The sequence below is a fragment of the Terriglobus tenax genome, assembly GCF_025685395.1.
GTDB lineage: Bacteria > Acidobacteriota > Terriglobia > Terriglobales > Acidobacteriaceae > Terriglobus > Terriglobus tenax.
The window spans coordinates 1,790,180-1,809,927 of sequence record NZ_JAGSYA010000004.1 but is presented as its reverse complement, the minus strand read 5'-3'; the positions used below and the strand labels follow the sequence as shown (position 1 = coordinate 1,809,927).

Below are 19,748 nucleotides of genomic sequence, written 5' to 3'. Positions count from 1 at the left end.
CCGGTCACATCGACCATCAAGGAGTTTCACCATCCGCATGAATCGTAACGTTCTTCTCCTTTCCGCGATTGCCGCCGGCATTGCGGTTCCCGCTCTGGCACAGACCGCCGCTCCGCAGCCTGCTGCTCCTGCTGCCGCGCCGGCACAGGTGAAGCCCGAGGCCGTCCCTGCAAAGATCGCTCTGATCGCGTTCGAGCAGGTGGTCCTGGCCACTAACGAGGGCCAGCAGGCCGTCGCTACCGTCCAGAAGAAGTACGAGCCTGCCAAGGCCAAGATTGATGCGACCGCCAATGAGGTTGAGTCGCTGAAGAAGCAGCTGCAGAGCGGCACCAGCCTCTCCGACGAGGAGAAGGCCAGCCGCGCACGTACTATCGACACCAAGGAAAAGGCTCTGAACCGCGACGCCGAGGATGCCCAGCAGTCCTACAACCAGGACTTGCAGGAAGCCGTCAGCAAGATTGCCGGTAAGGTAAGCCAGGTCGCCCAGCAGTATGTTGCCAAGAACGGCTACACCCTGCTGCTCGACATCGGCAGCCAGCAGAGCAACGTGATGTGGGCGACTCCGAACACGGACGTCTCGCAGGCTGTTGTGGATGCCTACAACGCCAGCTCGGGCGTTGCTGCTCCGCCGCCGGCTGCACCGTCGGCCACCAAGCCGGCCACTCCGCGTCCGTCGACTGCTACCCCCAAGAAGTAACAACCGCTTTCCAGGACAAAAGGCCGGAGCATTTGCTCCGGCCTTTTCCTTTGCCCTGTGGAAAATTCTGTGGATTCATTTTGGGTATCGCTGGAAAAATCCGGTCTGATACGAATGAGTTGCACCGTTTATGGTTCGTAGGATTGATATAAGTCTTATATTTTCAATCACTTATAGCATTGATTTGACAGGCCACCCGTCCTGGTTTTGTGTGTCTGCCGTATGACGGCCACGAACGGGCTTTCCACAGTTCGCATTACGAGACTGTTAACGCATCTGATGCATCCAATGCTGTTTATCCGGAAATGGAACCTGGAAGCAGAACAAAGGGCCACCTTTTGAGTGGCCCTTGCAGTTTTTCAGATCGAGCGCCGGGGCTAGTCTTCGCCGACCTTGAGTACGGCGAGGAAGGCTTCCTGGGGGATGTCGACCTTGCCGATGCGCTTCATGCGCTTCTTGCCTTCTTTTTGCTTGTCGAGCAGCTTGCGCTTACGGCTGATGTCGCCGCCGTAGCACTTGGCGATAACGTTCTTCTTGATGGCGCCGACGGTTTCGCGGGCGACGATCTTGGACCCGATGGCGGCCTGGATGGCAACGTCGAACATCTGGCGCGGGATCAGTTCTTTCATCTTGTGGACGAGAGCTTTGCCGCGGTCGAAGGCGAAGTCGCGATGGACGATGATGGAGAGCGCGTCGACGGCTTCGCCGGAGACGAGGATGTCCATCTTGACCATGGGAGACTCCCACATGCCGGCAAGCGAGTAGTCGAGCGAGGCATAACCGCGCGAGACCGACTTGAGGCGGTCGTAGAAGTCGAGGACGATCTCGTTCAGCGGGAGTTCGTAGGTGAGCAGCACGCGGTTGGAGGTGGCGTACTCAAAATTCTTCTGCTGGCCGCGCTTGTCTTCGACGAGCTTGAGGATACCGCCCACATATTCTTCATTCGTGAGGATGCGGGCGGTGATGATGGGCTCTTCGATCTTGTCGATCGACGTGGGGTCGGGCCAGCGCGAGGGGTTTTCGACCTCGACGACCTTGCCGCCGGTGAGGGTGATGCGGTACTTCACGCCCGGGGCGGTGGTGATCAGGTCCAGGTTGAACTCGCGCTCCAGGCGCTCCTGGATGATCTCCATGTGCAGCAGGCCGAGGAAGCCGCAACGGAAGCCGAAGCCAAGGGCGACGGAGCTTTCGGGCTCGAAGGAGAACGACGCATCGTTCAGCTTCAGCTTCTCCAGCGCATCGCGCAGCAGCGAGTGCTCGTGCGATTCCACCGTGTACAGGCCGGCGAAGACCATGCTCTTGATGTCTTCAAAGCCGGGCAGCATCTCGCTTGCCGGGTTCGAAGCGTCAGTAATGGTGTCGCCCACCTTGGTGTCTGCGACGTTCTTGATGTTGCCGACGAAGAAGCCGACTTCGCCCGCGGAGAGCTCGCCAATCTCGACCGGCTTCGGCGTCATGACGCCCATGCTCTCCACGTCGAAGAGCTTGCCGTTCGACATCAGCTTGATCCGCTGCCCTTTGTACATCTTTCCGTGGATGATGCGGGCCAGTACGATGACGCCCTTGTAGGGGTCGAACCAGGAGTCGAAGATAAGCGCCTGCAGGGGTTTGGAGCTGTCGCCCTGCGGTGGCGGAAGACGCTCGACAACGGCTTCGAGGATGTCCTGCACGTTGAGGCCGGTCTTGGCGGAGACGGCGACGGCATCGTCGGCGGGCAGGCCGACGGTGGTCTCAATCATCTCCTTGGTGCGCGGAATGTCGGCGCTGGGCAGGTCGATCTTGTTGATGACCGGAATAATCTCAAGCCCGTTGTTGATGGCGAGATAAGCGTTGGCCAGCGTCTGGGCTTCCACGCCCTGCGAGGCGTCAACAACCAGAAGGGCGCCTTCGCAGGAAGCCAGCGAACGCGAGACTTCGTAGGAGAAGTCGACGTGGCCGGGCGTGTCGATCAGGTTGAGCTGATAGGTGTGGCCGTCCTTGGCCGTGTACATCATGCGCACGGAGTGAGCTTTGATGGTGATGCCGCGCTCGCGCTCCAGGTCCATGGCGTCGAGCACCTGGGCCTGCATTTCGCGGGCGGTGAGCGAGCCGGTCATCTCCAGCAGACGGTCGGAGAGCGTGGACTTGCCGTGGTCAATGTGCGCGATGATCGCGAAATTTCGGATGTACTTAGGATCCATCTCGGGTGGGAACTGCCTCACTCTCCATCTTAACATCCGCGCGGGGCCAGGGGACGACAACCATCGGCGCGGCGTGGCGTCATACAATGAGCAGGAACCGCGTGCGTCGATCCCTTTCCATGCCGACACGATTCGGCAAAATGCTTCTGGGCCTGGCCTGCACACCCGTTGTGTTTCTAACGGGCTGTCCTCAGCAGCCGGCAAAGGCGCCCGCACCGCCGGCGCCTCCCACCTCCACGGTGACTGCTGCGGTTCCCTCCGCCATTGCGCAAACGCCGGAATATGCCACACGCGCGCAGGCAGCACGCGCCCAGCAGCTGATCACGCAGGTGGAGCGCAGCTACAACTCCGGCCTGCAGAATTATCGTGGCGGAAGGCTGGATGCCGCGCGCATGGACTTTGATGCGGCCGTGGACATGATGCTGACCAGCGGCCTGGATATCAAGTCCATTCAGCCGCTGAATGACGAGTTTGAGCGCGTGGTGAGTGCGGTGAACGCGCTGGAACTGGATGCGCTGAAGCAGGGAACCGGCTTCTCTCCGAAGCTGGAGGCCGCGCCTCTGGATGCGGCCAACGAGGTCACCTTTGCACCTGACCCCGAACTGACAGCCCGTTTGAATGCCGAATTGAAGACCACGCAGTCGGATTTTCCGCTGGTGGTGAACGATTATGTTGCGGGCTTTATCAATTATTTTTCGAAGTCGCCCGGCGGACACGCGCACCTGTTGCGATCGCTGGAGCGCGCTGGGAAGTACAAGGACATGATCCAGAAGATTCTGCGCGAGGAAGGTGTTCCGCAGGATCTGATCTATCTGGCCGTGGCCGAGTCAGGTTTTCAGCCGCAGGCACTGAATGGCAAGAGCGGCGCGGGAGGCATGTGGCAGTTCATGCCCTTTGCCGGAGCGTATGGCCTGACGCGCAATGGGTGGGTGGATGAACGGTTTGACCCTGAGAAGAGTTCGCGTGCGTATGCGCGCTATATCAAGGAGCTCTACAACCAGTTTGGTGACTGGTACCTGGCGATGGCGGCGTACAACTGGGGCCCGGGCAATGTGCAGCGTGCCGTGATGCGTACCGGCTATGCCGACTTCTGGGAGCTGTACCGCCGTGGCAACCTGCCGGGCGAGACCAAGTCGTATGTGCCGGGTATGATCGCCGCGGTCATCATGGCGAAGAATCCGCAGCAGTACAACCTGGCGGATATCAATCCCGAGCCGCCCGCGGTGTATGACACGGTGACGGTGAACTCGCAGGTGGATCTTCGCCTGGTTGCGGATGTGACGAACTCGTCCGTCACAACGCTGGTGAGCCTGAACCCCAGCATGCTGCGGCTGGTCACGCCGCGCGACATGAGCTTTGATCTGCATATTCCAGCGGGTACGAAGGACCAGTTTCAGAAGCGCATCAGCGCGATTCCCGAGGACAAGCGTGTGAGCTGGCGCTTCCACGAGGTGCGCGGCGGCGAAAGTTTGAGCTCGATTGCGGAGAGCTTCCACGTGCATGCTTCAGAGATTGCCAGCGTGAACGACATTCCCGATGGCAGCGCCCTGGAGCTTGGCGATGCGCTGGTGATTCCGGTGCCGCTGGTCAGCAGCACCTCCTCCGGCGCGGTGCATGTGCAGCGCTACAGCATCCGCAAGGGCGATACGTTGATCACCGTTGCGGACCGCTTTGGTGTGTCGGTCGAGCAGTTGCGACGCTGGAATTCACTGCATTCCAACCAGGTGAGCGTTGGTAAATCGCTGGTTGTGAGCGAGCCTGTAAGGCTTGCTCCGCAGGGCCGCGGAGCGCGGAAGAAGTCCTCTCAGAGCGCAGCGGCAGGCTCTGCAAAGAGCAGTTCGAAGAGCACGGCGAAGCCGTTATCGAAGACCGCACCGGCTGCAAAGCCGAAGACAAGTGTGCCTGCAAAGAAACACCGGTAAGCAAAAAGAGTTCCTCCTTTGCAAGTTCTTCTTGCCAACGCTTCCTCATCGTTGCATTCTTTAGCTAGAATTCGTTCCGCCATAGTTGCTGCATCTAACAGCAATGCAGGTGGAGGAGACACATGGCTTACGACGACGAGATCATCAGACTTCATGCAGCCGCTGTAGAAGACAACTACGACGACGAGATCGATAGCGATATCGACGACGATCTTGACGATGAAGAAGAGGAGGTTGTCATGACCTCCGATGATGACGATGCGGATCACCTGTTGCATGAATCGCCGCACGCGGAGGAGGTTGTTCTCTCCACTTCGCTTGCCGATCCCGCCCATCCGTATGAGCCCGCCGAGACAGAAGCTGTGCTGCCGTTTGCGGCAGAAGCCCTGCCGGAGCCTGTTGCTCCTGTGAAGAAGGCTCCCGCGAAGAAGAAGGCCGTTACGAAGAAAGCTGTCAAGAAAGCCGTCGTAACGAAGGCTGCCGCCAAGAAGGTCGTGGCGAAGAAGGTTGCTGCCAAGAAGGCGGCTCCGAAGAAAGCAGCGAAAAAGGCTGTAGCGAAGAAGACCGCCAAGAAATCTGTGGCGAAGAAGGCCGTGAAGAAGACCGCGCCTAAAAAGGTTTCCACGAAATCTGCCGCGAAGAAGTCGAGTGCTCTACGCGGCGGAAAGGCGATCCCCAAAAAGGCCGCCGCAAAAAAGAGCACTCAAAAACCATCGAAGAGAGGTATTACCTTGGCAACGAAGAAAGCTGCAAAGAAGGCTGTAAAGAAGGCCGTAAAGAAGGCCGTTGTGAAGAAGGCCGTAGTCAAGAAGGTCGCGGCGAAGAAGGCTCCGGCGAAGAAGGCCGTAGCGAAGAAGGCCGTCAAGAAGGCTGTTAAGAAGGCCGCCAAGAAGGCCACCAAGTAACCAAGTAACCTAAGGCAAGCAAAAAAGCCCGGAACCTCGAAAGAGGCCCGGGCTTTTTTGCGTCTGCTCAACCGTTCGTTGCCAATGAAGAAGGCCCGCCGGAGCGGGCCTTCTTTTTCAGAAAGAGGAAGTTTTACTTGTGCGATGCGATTGTGGCCAGGATCTCGTCCGAGTGGTTGGGAATGTCCTTGACCTCCCAAACCTTGGCGACGTTGCCCTTGGGGTCGATCAGGTAGGTGGTGCGGGCGGCGAACTTCATTGTGCCGCGCTCGGCGATGGGCACGTTGTAGGCGTCGATGACCTTGTGCTCGGGGTCGGCCAGCAGTTTGAAGGAGAAGGTGTCCTTGCTGCACCAGGTCTTGTGGCTCTCGACGGTGTCCAGGCTCACGCCGAGTACGACAGCCTTGGCGGCCTCGTACTTCTTCATGTCGCGCTGGAAGTTGTGGGCTTCAAGGGTGCAGCCGGTGGTCTGGTCCTTGGGGTAGAAGTAGAGGACGACCCACTTGCCCTTGTAATCGCTCAGGTGGACGGCCTTATCTTCCTGCGAGATGGCTGAGAACTCTGGCGCCTTGGAACCGACGGGCAGGAAGCCCTCGGCGGCACGTGCCCGGATCGCCAGCGATCCGGTAGCAATAAGACCAGCGACAACGACTGCGGCAAACCAACCTTTACGCATGCTGCATTCTCCTTAAGTTTGAAGCGTCCTCAGTGTAAGCCTGAACCCATCAGGCGGGGGTCACCGCAATGGTGATGCCTGCGGCGTCGGCCGCTGCAACGATTGCGGCCTGGTCAAAAACCAGGGTGCGCCCGGCCTCGATGGAGAGACAGGTCGCTCCTGCCGCAATCATGGTCTGAAGGGTCTTCAGGCCGATAACGGGCACGTCGAAGCGCATGTCCTGCCGGGGCTTGGCTACCTTGATGACTGTTAGACGGCGGGCCAGCGTGGAAGACTCATCTTCGAGCGATTGAAAAATTTCGCCGGCGCGGGCAATGGTGGCGTCCGTGCCTTCCATGGCCTCGACGGCGACGCAGGCCTGCGCGGCGATGACGACGGTTTGGCCAAGGTCGAAGCCAGCAATACCGAGCGCGACCTTGCGGCCGTATTCGATGTCGGCGAGCTCCTGTTCGTCGGGCGCGCGTGCGGTCAGAACGCCGGACTTGGCGAGCAGCGGTTCGAGGTATTGCGTGGACGAGATGAGTTCGATGCCCTCGTCGCTCAGCACCTTGGCGACGGCGCCCAGTAGCATATCAGTATTGCGGGTGCGCAGGTTCAGCAGCAGCTTGGCCAGCCGCCAGTCCGGGCGGATGGAGGAAAAGATCTGCTTGTGCTTCACCTGGCCGGCCATCACAGCGCGGGAGACGCCTTCTTTGTGGAAGGTATCGATGAGCTTGGAGAGCTCTCCCAGTGAGAGCCAGTGCACGCGCACCTGGGGATCGCGAGCGGCGATGTCGTCGATCTCCGGCTCGGTTTCTTCCTTGATGGCGGCGACGACGACGGTAAGGCCATGCGCGCGGGCGGCTTCGAGCAAGAGAAAGGGGAACCTTCCGTTCCCCGCAATCAGGCCGAGTTTGCCTTCGCTCACTTGATGACTCCGCGTTTGCTCTGGGCGATAAAATCGGCCAGGTAGGCGACTTTTTCGCCGAACTCGCCAGCGGTTACTTTCTCCTGGATGGCGGCGAGGGCGTCGCTCATGTTCAGCTTCGATCCATTGATGAGGCGGTAGGCAGCGCGCAGCTGTTTGATCTCTTCTGGTGTAAAGCCGCGGCGTTCCAGGCCTACCTTGTTAATGGAGTAGGCGTGGTTCTCTCTCGTGGCGCTGGTCAGTGAGTAAGGCATCACATCCTGCGTGGCCATGGTGCCGCCGCCGATGTAGGCGTATTTCCCCACCGAGCAGAACTGATGCACCGCGCTGAAGGCGCCAACGACGGCGAAGTCTCCAACGACGACGTGGCCCGCAAGCGTAGCGTTGTTGGCGAAGATGCATTGATCGCCCACCAGGGAGTCATGCCCGATGTGCGTGAAGCACATCAGCAGGTTGCCGGAGCCGAGCTGCGTGAGCCCACCGCCGCCAACGGTGCCGCGCGAGATGTTCGCGCTTTCGCGGATGTCGTTGTTGTCTCCGATGACGACGCGGGTCGGCTCGCCCTTGTACTTCAGGTCCTGTGGAGGAATGCCGATGCAGGCGAAGGGAGAAATGCGGTTGCCGTTGCCAAGCGTGGTGTGGCCGTCCAGCACAACGTGCGAGACCAGGGTATTGTTCTCTCCCAGAACCACGTTCGGCCCGATGGTGCTGTAAGGGCCTACTGTGCAGCTTGCGGGGATAACCGCTCCTTCGGCAATGATCGCCGTGGGGTGAATGCTCACGCCGGTTCCTCTTGCTTCTTCTGCGGAGTGCGCGTCACCATCTGCGAGGTGATGGTGGCTTCGCAGACCAGCTTGCCGTCTACATGCACGGTGCCGGTCATTTTGACGGCTCGGCTGCGCAGCTGTAGCACGGTGGCCTCAATGCGGAGCTGGTCACCGGGGGTGACCGGGCGGCGGAACTTGGCGCCGTCGATGCCGGTGAAGACCATCAGCTTGTCGCTGCGGTCTTCGAACTCGCTCATCATCAGGATGCAGCCGGCCTGCGCCATGGCTTCCACCATCAGCACGCCGGGCATCATGGGCTGGCCGGGGAAGTGGCCATTGAAGAACTGCTCATTGATGGTGACGTTCTTCAGGCACACGATGCGCTTCTGCGGTTCCAGATCGAGCACGCGGTCGATCAGCAGAAAGGGATAGCGGTGCGGCAGGTAGGACATCACTTCGTTGATGTCCATGGTCCGCTTGGGCGCGGCGACAGCCGGCGTTTCCGGGGTAGCTACAGTCTCCATAACATCCCCGATTCTATCGAATTTCCTTTGCTGGCCGGGAAAACGGCTACTTCTTCTTGCCGACCTTCTGCCTGGCGGCGATGGTGGCCTGAATGTCGAACAGCTCCGGCGAAAGATTCTGGTTGTACTTCACGTCGGTGTAAAACTTCTGGCTCACCATATCGCCATTCTTGAAGCGGGTGATGGTGTAGGCGGTCTGGATGCCCTGCACCGGGTGGTAGCCGTCGTACTCCTCGCGGTCCACGTCAAAGTCCCTGTACTTCTCGTTGCGGTACTGGTAGGTGCGGGCCAGCGGCAGGTGGCTGTTGGCGTCCAGTTCGATGGTTACGGCGTCGTTGGTGGGAGAGATGACGGTGACCTTGTCCGCGACGCGGCGCTGTACCATCGTGGTGCCCTCAAAGACGACCATGGTGCCCTTCTGCGGCAGCCAGTCATGCAGTACGGTCTCAATGGTGTGTGTGCGGCGGCGGAAATAGTCCTGTGAAACGTCGTCCGGCAGGGGAACCTTGCCGCGGAAGGTGATCTCGTCGGCGGATTTGGCGGTGAACATCTGCACGATATCGCGCTTCTTGGTGTACTCGATGCGCTCCTCTTCGGTGTCAGGGCCGCCCAACTGGCGGTGGAAGTCCCAGAAGACGACGACTGAGCCGGTGGGCTGGCCGCGATAAAAGCTGCCGAACTGGCCTTCAAAGACCCAGTCGTGACGATTCAGCCAGCCGTCGCCGCCCATGGCGATGACCATCTGGCTCAGCAGGTCGCGGGCCTTCTGTTCGCCAGCGGCGTCAGTAGGGGCGGAGGTCTGGGAAACGGCCTGGGCCGGTGCAACAGCAGCACAGGCAGCGAGCAGAGCAGTAGCGAACAAGGTCTTCAGACGCATCAGAACTCCCGGAAACAGCTTAGCCGACCAGAACCGCGCCGCCGTTGACATTGAAGATCTCGCCGGAGATGAAGCCGGCCAGCGGTGTGCACAGAAACAGGATCGGACCGGCGATCTCCTGGGGGTAGGCAGCACGGCCCAGGGGAATGGTCGCCAGATACTTGGACGCCGATGGGCCATTGAGGGCTTCAGCGCTCATCTCGGTCTGCACCCAGCCGGGAGCGACGCAGTTGGCCAGGATGCCCTGCGGCGCAAGCTCGGTGGAGAGGCTCTTGGTGAGCGAGAGCAGGGCTCCCTTGCTGGCGGCGTAGTCGGCATGGAACGCCTCACCCCGCTGGGCGGCAGTGCTGGCTACCAGAACGATATGGCCGCGCGTGCCGTGAGCGTCCAGCGCCTGCTGCTGCATCTGCGCCGTAGAGGCGGAGACGAGACCGAAGACCGAGTCCAGGTTCACGCCGAGGGTGGTGCGCCATTGACTGTCTTCCATGCTGCCGATGGGCTGGTCCACAGGTGGCCAGATGCCGTGATTGGCGACCAGGATGTCGAGCCGGCCAAAGGCTTTGACGGCGGCTGCGACCAGTGCGCGGCCGTCCTCCACGGTGGAGAGGTCCTGCTGGACAGGGCAGGTCTCTTCCGGGCCGCACTCTTCGGTCAACTGCATGGCCTGCATTGCGGCGGAGCGGTAGTTGAACACTACCTGTGCACCGGCCTGGCGAAAGAGGCGGACGGTGGCCGCTCCAATACCGCGCGAGCCTCCGGTGATGAGGGCTACTTTGCCTTGAAGAGAGAGCGTGGGAAGCATCCCCTCAAGGGTACCTGTTTGGAGGACGAGGCGTCCTCAGCGGCTAAAGCTGCACGGATATGAAGGCTTTTCGGCACGGCTGAAGCCGTGTCCTGACGAAAAACATGCCTGATACATTGCCAGCCCTCCTAGAACTTCCACTCCAGGTTGAACTGCATCCGGCGCGGAGGCTGCGCTGCGACTGCCCTGCCGAAAAAGGGCGAGGTGATGACGCCGACGTAGGTTGTCGGGTTGGTGCGGTTCACCATGTTGAAGGAGTTCACGGAGACGGTCAGCGTCTGGCCGGACTTCTTCTCCTTTGTCAGACGGAAGTCGTGCGCCAGGTTGAAGTCCAGGCCCGCGTAGCCGGGGCCGTGCAGGGCATTGCGATGCACGCCGGCGGGGCGGTCGTTGGTGACGCCGTCTCCGTTGTTGTCGCTTCCGGTCAGAATGTTGACCGGAAGCCCGGAGTAAAGCGATAGCGCTGTGCCCAGGGTGAAGTAGTCCTTTGCGTGGAAGGTGCCCAGCAGGTCGAACTTGTGGCGGCGGTCATTGTCGGAGCGCGACCAGTCGTTGAGCGGAGAGTTGCTGCTGCCGGGGAAGTAGGTGATGCCCTGCGTGTTGTTGTAGCTCTTGCTCAGGATGTACTGCACCTGCCCGGAAAAGTAGCTGGTGGGGCGTCCGCGGAAGCTGATTTCGAGTGAGTTGCCCTTGGCGTAGCCCTCCGGCTGGATGAGGCGCACCTGGCCAAGAGACGGATTGGGCCGCACTGTAGTGCCGGGCAAAGGAGCGTTGGCATCGATAGAACGGAACAGGTTCATCCCGCGTGAGCCCAGGTAGGTAATGCTGAGCGTGCTGCTGTGGGTGACCTGCTCTTCCACACCGAGGCTGAACTGCAGCGTGGAAGGCATGCGTATGCGTGGATCAAGCTGCACCACGCTGGTGGGGAGCGCCGTGGTGCCATTTGAGGGGAAGGGATACGCAGGCTGAGAGATGATATACCTGCGCAGCGTGCTGCCGTCGAAGTGCTTCAGGTCCGAGATAGGCGCCGGGCCGGTGCGGTCATAGAAGAAGCCGGCTCCGCCGCGAATTACCGTGCGGCCTTTCGCGGAGGGCGCATAGGCAAAGCTCAGGCGTGGAGCAATGTTGAAGGGCACGTTGTGGAAGTAGTTCTGGAAGTAATAGCGGAAGCCGGCGGCGACGGAAAGGTTGGGGCGCAGGCGGATCGTATCTTCGAAGATGCCGCCAAAGATCGTCTCCCAGAAGGTAACCCTCGGCTGCCCGCGCTGCGTGACGTAAAGCGCAGGCGTTCCGGCGGTGTAGTTGGCAAGGCTGGAGAAGGTATAGGTGCCCAGCGCATTGGTTCTGTCAATGAAGGCACGGCGGCTGGTGTCAGGCATGTCGATGCCGAACTTGATCTCCTGCTTGCCGCGTGTGTAGGTCACGATATCCGCGCCGTCAGCGTGATTTTCTGTGCGCTTGAAATCGGCCTGCGCTCCGCCCCCGGTGAAGGCGCCGGAGACGATGATGCCCGGCTGTGGTGTAAGGCTGTCGATGCGGTTCTCATTCTTGCCGACCAGAAAGCGGAACTGGTTGATCAGGTGAGGAGAGAGGACACGTGTATAGCCGATGTTTACTTCATGCTCGGCCACGCGGGTGTTGGTGCCGGCCTCGGGCAGTACCGTGCCACCAATGCCGGCGTTCTGCACCACGCGCCGCTCGTAGGAGTAGCCGATCCAGAGCTGGTCGGCTTCGCGCAGGGTACGGAAGACGCGGGCGGAGTAGAAGTCGTGCGTGGTGGGGTTGGCGACGTTGCTCTGCACATCGCCCGACGGCGTTGCGGCCAGCACAATGGCCTGCTGCCGGTTGTTGTCATGGTTACCGGTGACCAGGAAGGTCGTCTTTTTGCCGATGGCGAGCGGGCCGGTCAGAGCGCCTTCAAGGTACAGGCGGCTCTCCGGCGGTTTGATGCGGGCAAAGGGATTGCGCGCATCGAAGATGGAGTTGCGTCCAAGCGCATTCACGGAGCCGTGGAACTGCGGTGTGCCGCCCTTGGTGGTGATCTCAATGCGGGCGCGGCCAGGCGAGGCATAGAGCGCGGTGTAAGGGTTCTGGTTGATCTTCACGCTGGCAACGCCGGAGGCGGAGACTCCGGGCCCGTTGGCCTCGGCTCCGTTGACCACCAGCGTGACGCCGGCGGTTCCGGTGGCATCACTGCTGAGAAAGCGTGAGAGCGTGGCGATGTAGTCGCCATCGAAGACCGGGAGACGGTCGAGCGCGTCGCGATCCACATCCGTGGCGCTCTGGTTGTTGCTGGTGTCGGTATTGACCTGCAATTGCTGCTCTTCCGCGCTCACGTTTACGTCGGACACATTGCCCATCACATTCAGCGTGATGTGCAGCGGAGCGCGTGCAGGTACGGTGATGGTTTTGTCGGCGGTGCGGAAGCCGTCCGCCGCGATGCTGAGGGTGTAGGTCCCCGGCTTCAGGTTCGAGAGGTGGAACTGGCCGGCGGCGTCGGAGCTGACCTCCACCGGTTTGCCGCTGCGTGCCTGCAGGGTGACATGAGCATTGGGAATCAGCGCCCCGGTGGTGTCCAGCACATCGCCATTTACGGACGACGGCGCCTGCGCCCACGCGCCTGCTGGAAGCAGAAACAGCGCGAGAAGAAACAGCGGAAGATTACGGGCGAGGGGGAGTAGAACCATGCTGCAGGCAGCTCCAGAAAGCACAGTGGTGCTGCAAATCACCCTAGAAAAGTGACCTTAACGCTTGCTGAAGCAGGTTTTGCCGGTGCAGGGAAGGAGGGCCTCCGGGATAAACTTAACCTGATGGCTACGCTTAAAGCTCCCCGCGGCACGCGCGACCTGCTGCCGCCCGATACCGCGCTCTGGAACCACATCGACACGGTTGCCCGTTCTGTCTTCGCTCGCTATGGCTTTGGTGAGATCCGCACGCCGGTGTTTGAGTCGACCGAGCTCTTCGCCCGCGGCGTGGGCGAGGAGACGGATATCGTCTCGAAGGAGATGTTTACGTGGGAGGATCGTGCTCGCGCTGCCAGCGAGAAGTCGCAGTCGCTGACGCTGCGTCCGGAAAACACCGCCGGCGTGGTCCGCGCGTACATCGAGCACAAGCTGGGTGAGACGGGGAACCTGCAGAAGCTCTATTACATTGGGCCGCAGTTCCGTCGCGAGCGTCCGCAGAAGGGGCGCTACCGTCAGTTCTTCCAGATCGGTGCGGAGGTCATCGGTCCTGCATCGTCAGGTTCAGAGTCGCCGCTGCGCGATGCCGAGATTTTGGAGATGCTGGCGACCTTCCTCGACGAGCTTGGTGTGAAGGACTGGAAGTTGAACATCAACTCGGTGGGCAGCTCGACCGATCGTCCGCGCTATCTGCAGGCGCTGCGTGAGGCGCTGGCTCCCATCAAGGACCAGATGAGCCCGGACAATCAGCGCCGCGCGGAGACCAATCCACTGCGCGTTCTGGATTCGAAGGACGAGGGCGATCAGGAGCTGATCAATGGTCTGCCCAAGATTGCCGACTACCTGGACGAGAGCTCGAAGTCACACTTTGCGCAGGTGCTGGCCGCGCTGGATGCGTGCGGTGTGCCGTACACGGTGAATCCGCGGCTGGTGCGCGGGCTGGATTACTACACCCGCACTACCTTCGAGTTTGTGACCGAGACCGGCCTGGGCACGCAGAACGCCTTGCTGGGCGGCGGACGTTACGACGGTCTGAGCGAGATCATCGGCGGGCCGAAGGCTCCGGGCATCGGCTTTGCCATCGGGCAGGACCGCCTGGTGCTGACGCTGCAGGCACAGCAGGAGGCTGAAGCTGCCGCGGGCAATGCTATTGCGGTGAAGAAGATGGATGCCTACATCGCTCCCATGGGCGAAGGACAGAACCCCGCTGCGCTGAAGCTGGCGCGCGATCTGCGCCGCGCCGGTCTGCAGGTTGAGGTAGGCGATGGCAGCTTTCGTCTGAAGAAGAGCTTTGAAGTTGCGGACCGCGTGGCGCGCAGGATTGTGATCCTGGGTGAGGACGAGGTTGCCAGCAGCACGGCGACGGTGAAGACCTTCGCAACGGGCGAGCAGGTGAAGGTGGCGTTCGCGGAGATTGCCGGCACATTGCGTTCGTAAAGACTTGGCCCCCCGGCTGAGGGCAGCTACGATAGCGGCATGAAGAGAGCCTTGCTTGCTGCGTCGTTGTTGCCCTCGCTCTGTTTTGCGCAGACCTCTGTTCCAGCGGGTGAACGCAAAGGATTCGATCGCATTGTGCAGGCCGACCTGCGGAAAGACCTTGCTTACATTGCAGGGGACTCGCTTGCCGGCCGCCTGAGCCTGCAGCCGGGTGATGACAAGGCCGCTGAGTGGGTAGCGCAGGAGTTTGCCCGCGCGGGTCTGAATCCGATTCGCCGCGAGTCCGGTATCCAGGGCTACTACCAGCCCTTCACTCTGGTGGAGTATCGCCCGGACCGGGCGGCCAGCACGGTGACGCTGACACGTGGCGGTAAGTCCACGGTCTTTCATGCGCCGGAGGCCACGGGCGTTTATAAGCACAGCATCGATATCACCGCGCCAGTGGTCTTTGCGGGCTTCGGCATTACCGCGCCGGAGCTTGGGTATGACGACTACAAGGGCATCGACGCGAAGGGGAAGATCGTCTTCGTCTTTGACCATGAGCCGCAGGAGGACAACGCCCACTCGGTCTTCAACGGCACCGGCAACACGCGCTATGCCACCACGCGCGTGAAGCTGCTGAACGCGCAGGTGCATGGCGCGCTGGCGGTGGTTGTAGTGGCAGAGCCCAACCGCAAACATCTGACGAACGCGGAGCGTGCCGCGCGCATTGGCGGCAGCGTGACACGGACGCAGCCTCTTCCATTGCAGGCGATTGAAGAGGACGAGGTGAAGATTCCCTCCTTGTTGGTGCAGGATGCCGTGGCGGCGCAGATTCTGGCCACTGCGGGAGCGACAGGCAAAGAACTTCAGGCAGGCATCGACGGTGACCTGAGGCCGCGGAGCCGCGTTCTGCCGGACACCTCGTTGACGATTCATCTGCGCAATGCCAGCGAACGCACCGGGACGACGCTGAACGTCGCGGGAGTGCTCGAGGGATCTGACCCGAAGCTGAAGGCGGAGACGGTCCTGATCACGGCGCACCATGACCACGATGGTTCCACTCCGTGCGCTGCTGGCAAGGGCGATGTGGATGAGCTGGGCAAGCCCGCACCAGCGGGCGAGGAATGCCGTCAGGTATGGCATGGCGCCGATGACAACGGATCAGGCACGGTGGGCGTGGTGGAGCTGGCACGAGCCTTTGCGGCCAACGGAACGCGGCCCAGGCGGTCGATCCTGTTCGCCGTCTTTGCGGCGGAGGAGCGTGGTCTGCTGGGCGCCTACTGGATGGCGGCGCACCCGGTCCGTCCACTGGCCACGACACGCGCACAGATCAACTTTGACATGATTGGCCGCGACGAGAAGCCCAGCCCGCAGACAGACGGGCTGATTGAGATTCCCGCCGACACCAGCAACCGGCTAAACCTGATCGGAGCTCCGTATTCACCCACCTACAACCGCGTGGTGGCGGAGGAGAACAAGCACGTGGGCCTGGAGCTGGACGACCGCTTTGACCGCGACGCCGTGCTGAATGTCTTCTTCCGTTCGGACCAGTTCCCGTTCGTACTGCACAACATTCCGGCCTTCTGGTGGTTCACGGGTTTCCATCCGGATTATCACCATACCTCGGACACGGTGGAGAAGATCGACTATCCGAAGATGGAGAAGATTCTGAAGCTGGCGTACCTGTCGGCGTGGCGCTTTGCCAGCGATGCGAAGACGCCGGTGTTTGTGGCTTCGCCGAAAGTGGAATAAGTAAAGAGGACGCGCGATAAAGCCGCCCCCCTTATTCTTTGCTGGTTGTCCTTGTTCATTCGTGGATATTCGCTGGGGTGGCTTTATAGTTAGGGACATCCCAGAATTCCACGGTTGAGCAATGAAATCTGTCCCCCTTCGTTTCTTTCGCGCCCTGTCGGCGTGCGTTCTTTTTCTGTCTTGTGTTGTGGTTTCGGCCCAGGTCCAGCCGAAACCGATCCCGAACCCAGACAGGGTTCGTTCCACAGAGGAGCTTCGGGCTCCGGTCCCGCTTCGCGGACACCGCGTCAGCTTCCAGCGGGCGGAGAACGACACGGGGCCCCTGGATGCCGGTACACCGTTGCATCTGACGATTACCCTGCGCCGCTCGGCGGAGATGCAGGCTGCATTCGATCAACTGACAGCCGATCAGCAGGACCCGGCCTCACCGCGCTTCCATCAATGGCTTACGCCGCAGCAGATTGGCGAGCAGTTTGGGACGACCCAGAATGATCTGAATGCGGTTGTCTCCTGGGCGTCGAAGGCAGGGCTGGTGGTTGACGATGTCTCGCCCAGCCGGATGTTCGTCCAAGTGTCCGCTTCGGCAGGCGTGGCCGCAAATGCCTTCCATGTGCAGTTGCATACCTTCCGGGTGATGACGGGGACGCAGGTGCGGTCGATGTATGCGCCCGTGGAGGATCCCCTGATTCCTGCCTCCCTGGAGCCGGTGGTCGCTTCGGTTTACGGGTTGAGCAGCCCACAGGAAATCCCAACCCAGCAGCCCATCACGAATGTGACGGTTCCGGATGCGACACAGCCGTTGCTGAATGCCAACAACGGGCTCCATGCCACGAGCCCGGGCGATTTTGCCATCATTTACAACCTCAACCCGCTTTATAACGCGGGGTATCGCGGAGCCGGGCAACGGATCGCCATTATTGGCTGGTCGCGCATCAGTGGGACCGATCTGTACAACTACGGGTCTCTTACAGGGCTCAGCCTGAGTTCCCCGAATGTGATCGTGCCGGCCGGGTCCGTTGATCCAGGCATCAGTTCGGATACGGGTTCTTATTTTGAGGCGACGCTGGATGTGCAGCGCGTCCTGGGAACGGCTCCTCAGGCGGCGGTCGACCTGGTGCTTAATTCCCGGAGTGAGGGGATTCTGCCGGCGATTCAATGGGCCATCAACCGCGTCAACGACCCGATTCTTTCCATCAGCTTTGGTGGTTGCGAGGTATCGGCAACGCAGGTAAACACCTATGGCGCACTGTTCCAGCAGGCTGCGTCACAAGGGATCTCGGTCTTTGTCTCGTCCGGAGACAGCGGTGTCGCCGGTTGTTCTGACCACACCAGGCCACCGACGGCGAGCCAGGGCGCGGGAATCAACGCTCTCTGCGCCAGCAGCTATGTCACGTGTGTCGGCGGAACACAGTTCTCGGATACGGCAAATCCTTCGGCGTACTGGGCATCCGGATCAGGCTTTGTGTCGGCGCTCGGCTATATTCCCGAGGGTGCGTGGAACGAGCCACTGAACTCCTCCACCGGAGCCACGCAGTTTGCCGCGACCGGAGGCGGTCCCAGCGCGTATGTTGCGAAGCCCTCGTACCAGGCGGGCCGGGGTGTGCCTGCGGACAACCAGAGAGATACGCCTGACATCAGCTTCCTTTCGTCCGCACATGATGGCTACTTCACCTGTTTTTCCAATTGTGTCCTCAGCAATGGCGGCTACTCGTTTTCCCTTGCCGCCGGGACCTCGGCTTCCGCACCGTCGGCAGCGGGTATTGCGGCGCTGCTCAATCAGGCCATCAAGAGTTCCCAGGGGAACCTGAACCCCACGCTCTATCGTCTTGCGACAACCACGCCGACTGTTTTTCACGACGCGACCGTCAGCTCAAGCGGAGTTTCGAACTGCTCCGTCTCCACCCCCAGCACCTGCAACAACTCCACCCCCGGCCCCGCGGGGCTTGCGGGTGGACAGCAGGGCTTCCTGCTGACGGATGGATACGATCTCGCGACCGGTCTGGGCTCTCTCAATGTCTCCGCGTTTCTGAATGCGATTACGGGGACCCGCCAGGCGACGACTACGGTTCTGAGCGGAACCAGTGGAACCGTGTACGGTTCTCAGGCGCTCATCTATACCGTGCAGGTCAGCGCTGCCAGCGGAACGCCGACAGGGACTGCGACGCTCCAGGTGGACGGCAGCGATGTGTCGCAGCCAGTAAGGCTTGATAGCAGTGCCAGTGCCACGGTCAGTACCCCGAACTCGGCTGCCACCGGAGCGCATCTTGTGACCGCGCGGTATTCCGGGGATGGTGATTATTCGGCCTCTACCTCGCAGGCGGTTTCCATTACGGTGGCGAATGCGGGAACAACCGTGGCTAAGCCCGTGCTGACGGTGACTCCGCTTCAGCCTGTTGCTGGCAATAGCGTCACGTTGTCTGTTGCCCTGCCGGGAAGCAGCGGCAAAACGCCTACCGGCACGGTGGCATTCCTGAGCAATTCGGCGGTGGTTGGCGTGGCAACGCTGACCAATGGCACCGCGCAATTGAATCTGGGAGTGCTTCCCCCTGGCTCCTATATGTTCAACGCGAACTATTCCGGCGATCAGACCTTTGCCAACGTATATTCAGATGCCGTCTACATCACCATTGCAAAGGCGGTCACGACGACTTCGCTGACCATGACCCCGACGTCGATTACGACGGCGGATAGCGGTGTGCTGCGGGGGACGGTCTTTGTGGCTGGACTTCCGCCAAGTGTGGCCGTCAGCGGGAACGTGGTTATCCAGGATGGCCGCTCCACCTTTACGACGCTGCCCATCAGCAAAGCGGCCGGGCCCTTGAGCGCGGCAGTCGGGTTTATCGTCACCAGTCCGCTCTCTGCCGGCACGCATAACTTCTCCGCTACCTATTCCGGGGAGACGAGTTCGGCCTCGTCCGTATCCACCGCGGTGCCGGTCACTGTGTCGGGTTTCAATGTATCTGCTTCGGTTTCTACGCTTGCGCTCTCTGCCGGTGCAATTTCCGGGAATACCTTCAACGTGGGAGTAACCTCGGGCGGAGGCTTCAGCGGAGCGGTGGCACTGTCCTGCACCGTGGCCTACACAGGCAGCGGAACGGCTTTCAATGCGCCAACCTGCAGTTTGAACAACCAGAGCCTGACCCTTTCCCCCTCAGTCACTACGGGGAACACTCTGATCACCGTGCAGACAACGGCGCCCAGGGCGGCTGCACTGAGCGTTCCGGTCGCTGCATCGGCAGGTATCTCTATTGCTGGCCTGTTGATGCTTGTTCTTCCCGGGACACGGAAGCATCGCATCCGCCTGCTGTGTTTTGCCGTTCTTGCGGCGGGCTTCAGCGGACTTGCCGGTTGCGGAGGCGGTGGGAGTACAAGCTCTCCGGGAGGCGGAAGCAACCCGAATGGAGGGACGACTGCCGGTTCGTACACCTTAACGGTGACCGCCACGGGCACAAGTGGTGCGACACAGCTCACTTCCACCTCTACGGTCGCCCTGACCATTCGGTAGAGGCGAACGACGCTCCAGAAGGGGTTGCACCATCTGCGGTGCAACCCTGTTTTATGCGGGATTGCTGTTTGCACCCGGCCCCGAACTGGGGTAAACTTATCAAGTTTGGCGATGCGGCCATTTGTCCTGGGGCC

14 protein-coding genes are annotated in these 19,748 nt (G+C 61.0%); 6 read left to right on the top strand and 8 right to left on the bottom strand.

From position 1 onward, the window contains the following. The first annotated feature begins 37 nt into the window (after window positions 1-37). Entirely contained in the window at window positions 38-697 is a 660-nt protein-coding gene (locus OHL13_RS13035) for an OmpH family outer membrane protein (RefSeq protein ID WP_263410559.1), read from the top strand. 377 nt (window positions 698-1,074) lie between these two features. On the opposite strand, the gene lepA is transcribed toward OHL13_RS13035, so the two are convergent. Then, complete coding sequence (gene lepA / locus OHL13_RS13030) at window positions 1,075-2,877, bottom strand: translation elongation factor 4 (protein ID WP_263410558.1); 1,803 nt, start codon at window positions 2,875-2,877, stop codon at window positions 1,075-1,077. Window positions 2,878-2,978: 101 nt separating this feature from the next. Between lepA and OHL13_RS13025 the strand changes: the two genes are divergently transcribed. Together OHL13_RS13025 and OHL13_RS13020 are read left to right on the top strand one after the other, a co-directional pair. Further along, window positions 2,979-4,799 (top strand): lytic transglycosylase domain-containing protein, encoded by a 1,821-nt coding sequence (locus OHL13_RS13025; RefSeq protein ID WP_263410557.1) that lies wholly within the window; start codon window positions 2,979-2,981, stop codon window positions 4,797-4,799. A gap of 122 nt (window positions 4,800-4,921) precedes the next feature. Then, a complete protein-coding gene (locus OHL13_RS13020; RefSeq protein ID WP_263410556.1) occupies window positions 4,922-5,704 on the top strand; it encodes a hypothetical protein in 783 nt (260 codons plus the stop codon). Between the two features lie 133 nt (window positions 5,705-5,837). Here OHL13_RS13020 and OHL13_RS13015 read toward each other — a convergent pair whose 3' ends face one another. From OHL13_RS13015 to OHL13_RS12985, 7 genes are all read right to left on the bottom strand, one after another. Then, window positions 5,838-6,380, bottom strand: a complete 543-nt coding sequence (locus OHL13_RS13015) for a peroxiredoxin (RefSeq protein WP_263410555.1) — start codon at window positions 6,378-6,380, stop codon at window positions 5,838-5,840. A gap of 49 nt (window positions 6,381-6,429) precedes the next feature. Beyond that, a complete protein-coding gene (locus OHL13_RS13010) occupies window positions 6,430-7,287 on the bottom strand; it encodes an LpxI family protein (RefSeq protein ID WP_263410554.1) in 858 nt (285 codons plus the stop codon). Continuing rightward, window positions 7,284-8,069: an acyl-ACP--UDP-N-acetylglucosamine O-acyltransferase gene (gene lpxA, locus OHL13_RS13005; protein WP_263410553.1), complete on the bottom strand. Its 786-nt coding sequence runs from the start codon at window positions 8,067-8,069 to the stop codon at window positions 7,284-7,286. Before lpxA ends, OHL13_RS13010 begins: the two co-directional genes overlap by 4 nt. Further along, on the bottom strand, window positions 8,066-8,578 hold the full coding sequence (gene fabZ, locus OHL13_RS13000; RefSeq protein WP_263410552.1) for a 3-hydroxyacyl-ACP dehydratase FabZ: 513 nt from the start codon (window positions 8,576-8,578) through the stop codon (window positions 8,066-8,068). Before fabZ ends, lpxA begins: the two co-directional genes overlap by 4 nt. Window positions 8,579-8,624: 46 nt before the next feature. Next, window positions 8,625-9,455 carry a hypothetical protein gene (locus OHL13_RS12995; RefSeq protein WP_263410551.1) on the bottom strand — a complete coding sequence of 277 codons (831 nt, stop codon included), beginning with the start codon at window positions 9,453-9,455 and terminating at the stop codon, window positions 8,625-8,627. A 19-nt stretch (window positions 9,456-9,474) separates the two neighbouring features. Next, window positions 9,475-10,257, bottom strand: coding sequence for an SDR family NAD(P)-dependent oxidoreductase (locus OHL13_RS12990; RefSeq protein WP_263410550.1), 783 nt, complete (start codon window positions 10,255-10,257; stop codon window positions 9,475-9,477). Between the two features lie 128 nt (window positions 10,258-10,385). Next, window positions 10,386-12,944 carry a TonB-dependent receptor gene (locus OHL13_RS12985; protein ID WP_263410549.1) on the bottom strand — a complete coding sequence of 853 codons (2,559 nt, stop codon included), beginning with the start codon at window positions 12,942-12,944 and terminating at the stop codon, window positions 10,386-10,388. 123 nt (window positions 12,945-13,067) lie between these two features. Here OHL13_RS12985 and hisS point away from each other — a divergent pair, with 123 nt between their 5' ends. The 3 genes from hisS to OHL13_RS12970 all read left to right on the top strand — a co-directional run bounded on the left by hisS (window position 13,068) and on the right by OHL13_RS12970 (window position 19,614). Further along, window positions 13,068-14,375, top strand: a complete 1,308-nt coding sequence (hisS, locus tag OHL13_RS12980; RefSeq protein WP_263410548.1) for a histidine--tRNA ligase — start codon at window positions 13,068-13,070, stop codon at window positions 14,373-14,375. Window positions 14,376-14,414: 39 nt separating this feature from the next. After that, on the top strand, window positions 14,415-16,109 hold the full coding sequence (locus OHL13_RS12975; RefSeq protein ID WP_263410547.1) for a M20/M25/M40 family metallo-hydrolase: 1,695 nt from the start codon (window positions 14,415-14,417) through the stop codon (window positions 16,107-16,109). A 121-nt stretch (window positions 16,110-16,230) separates the two neighbouring features. After that, on the top strand, window positions 16,231-19,614 hold the full coding sequence (locus OHL13_RS12970; protein WP_263410546.1) for an Ig-like domain repeat protein: 3,384 nt from the start codon (window positions 16,231-16,233) through the stop codon (window positions 19,612-19,614). Window positions 19,615-19,748: the final 134 nt, after the last annotated feature.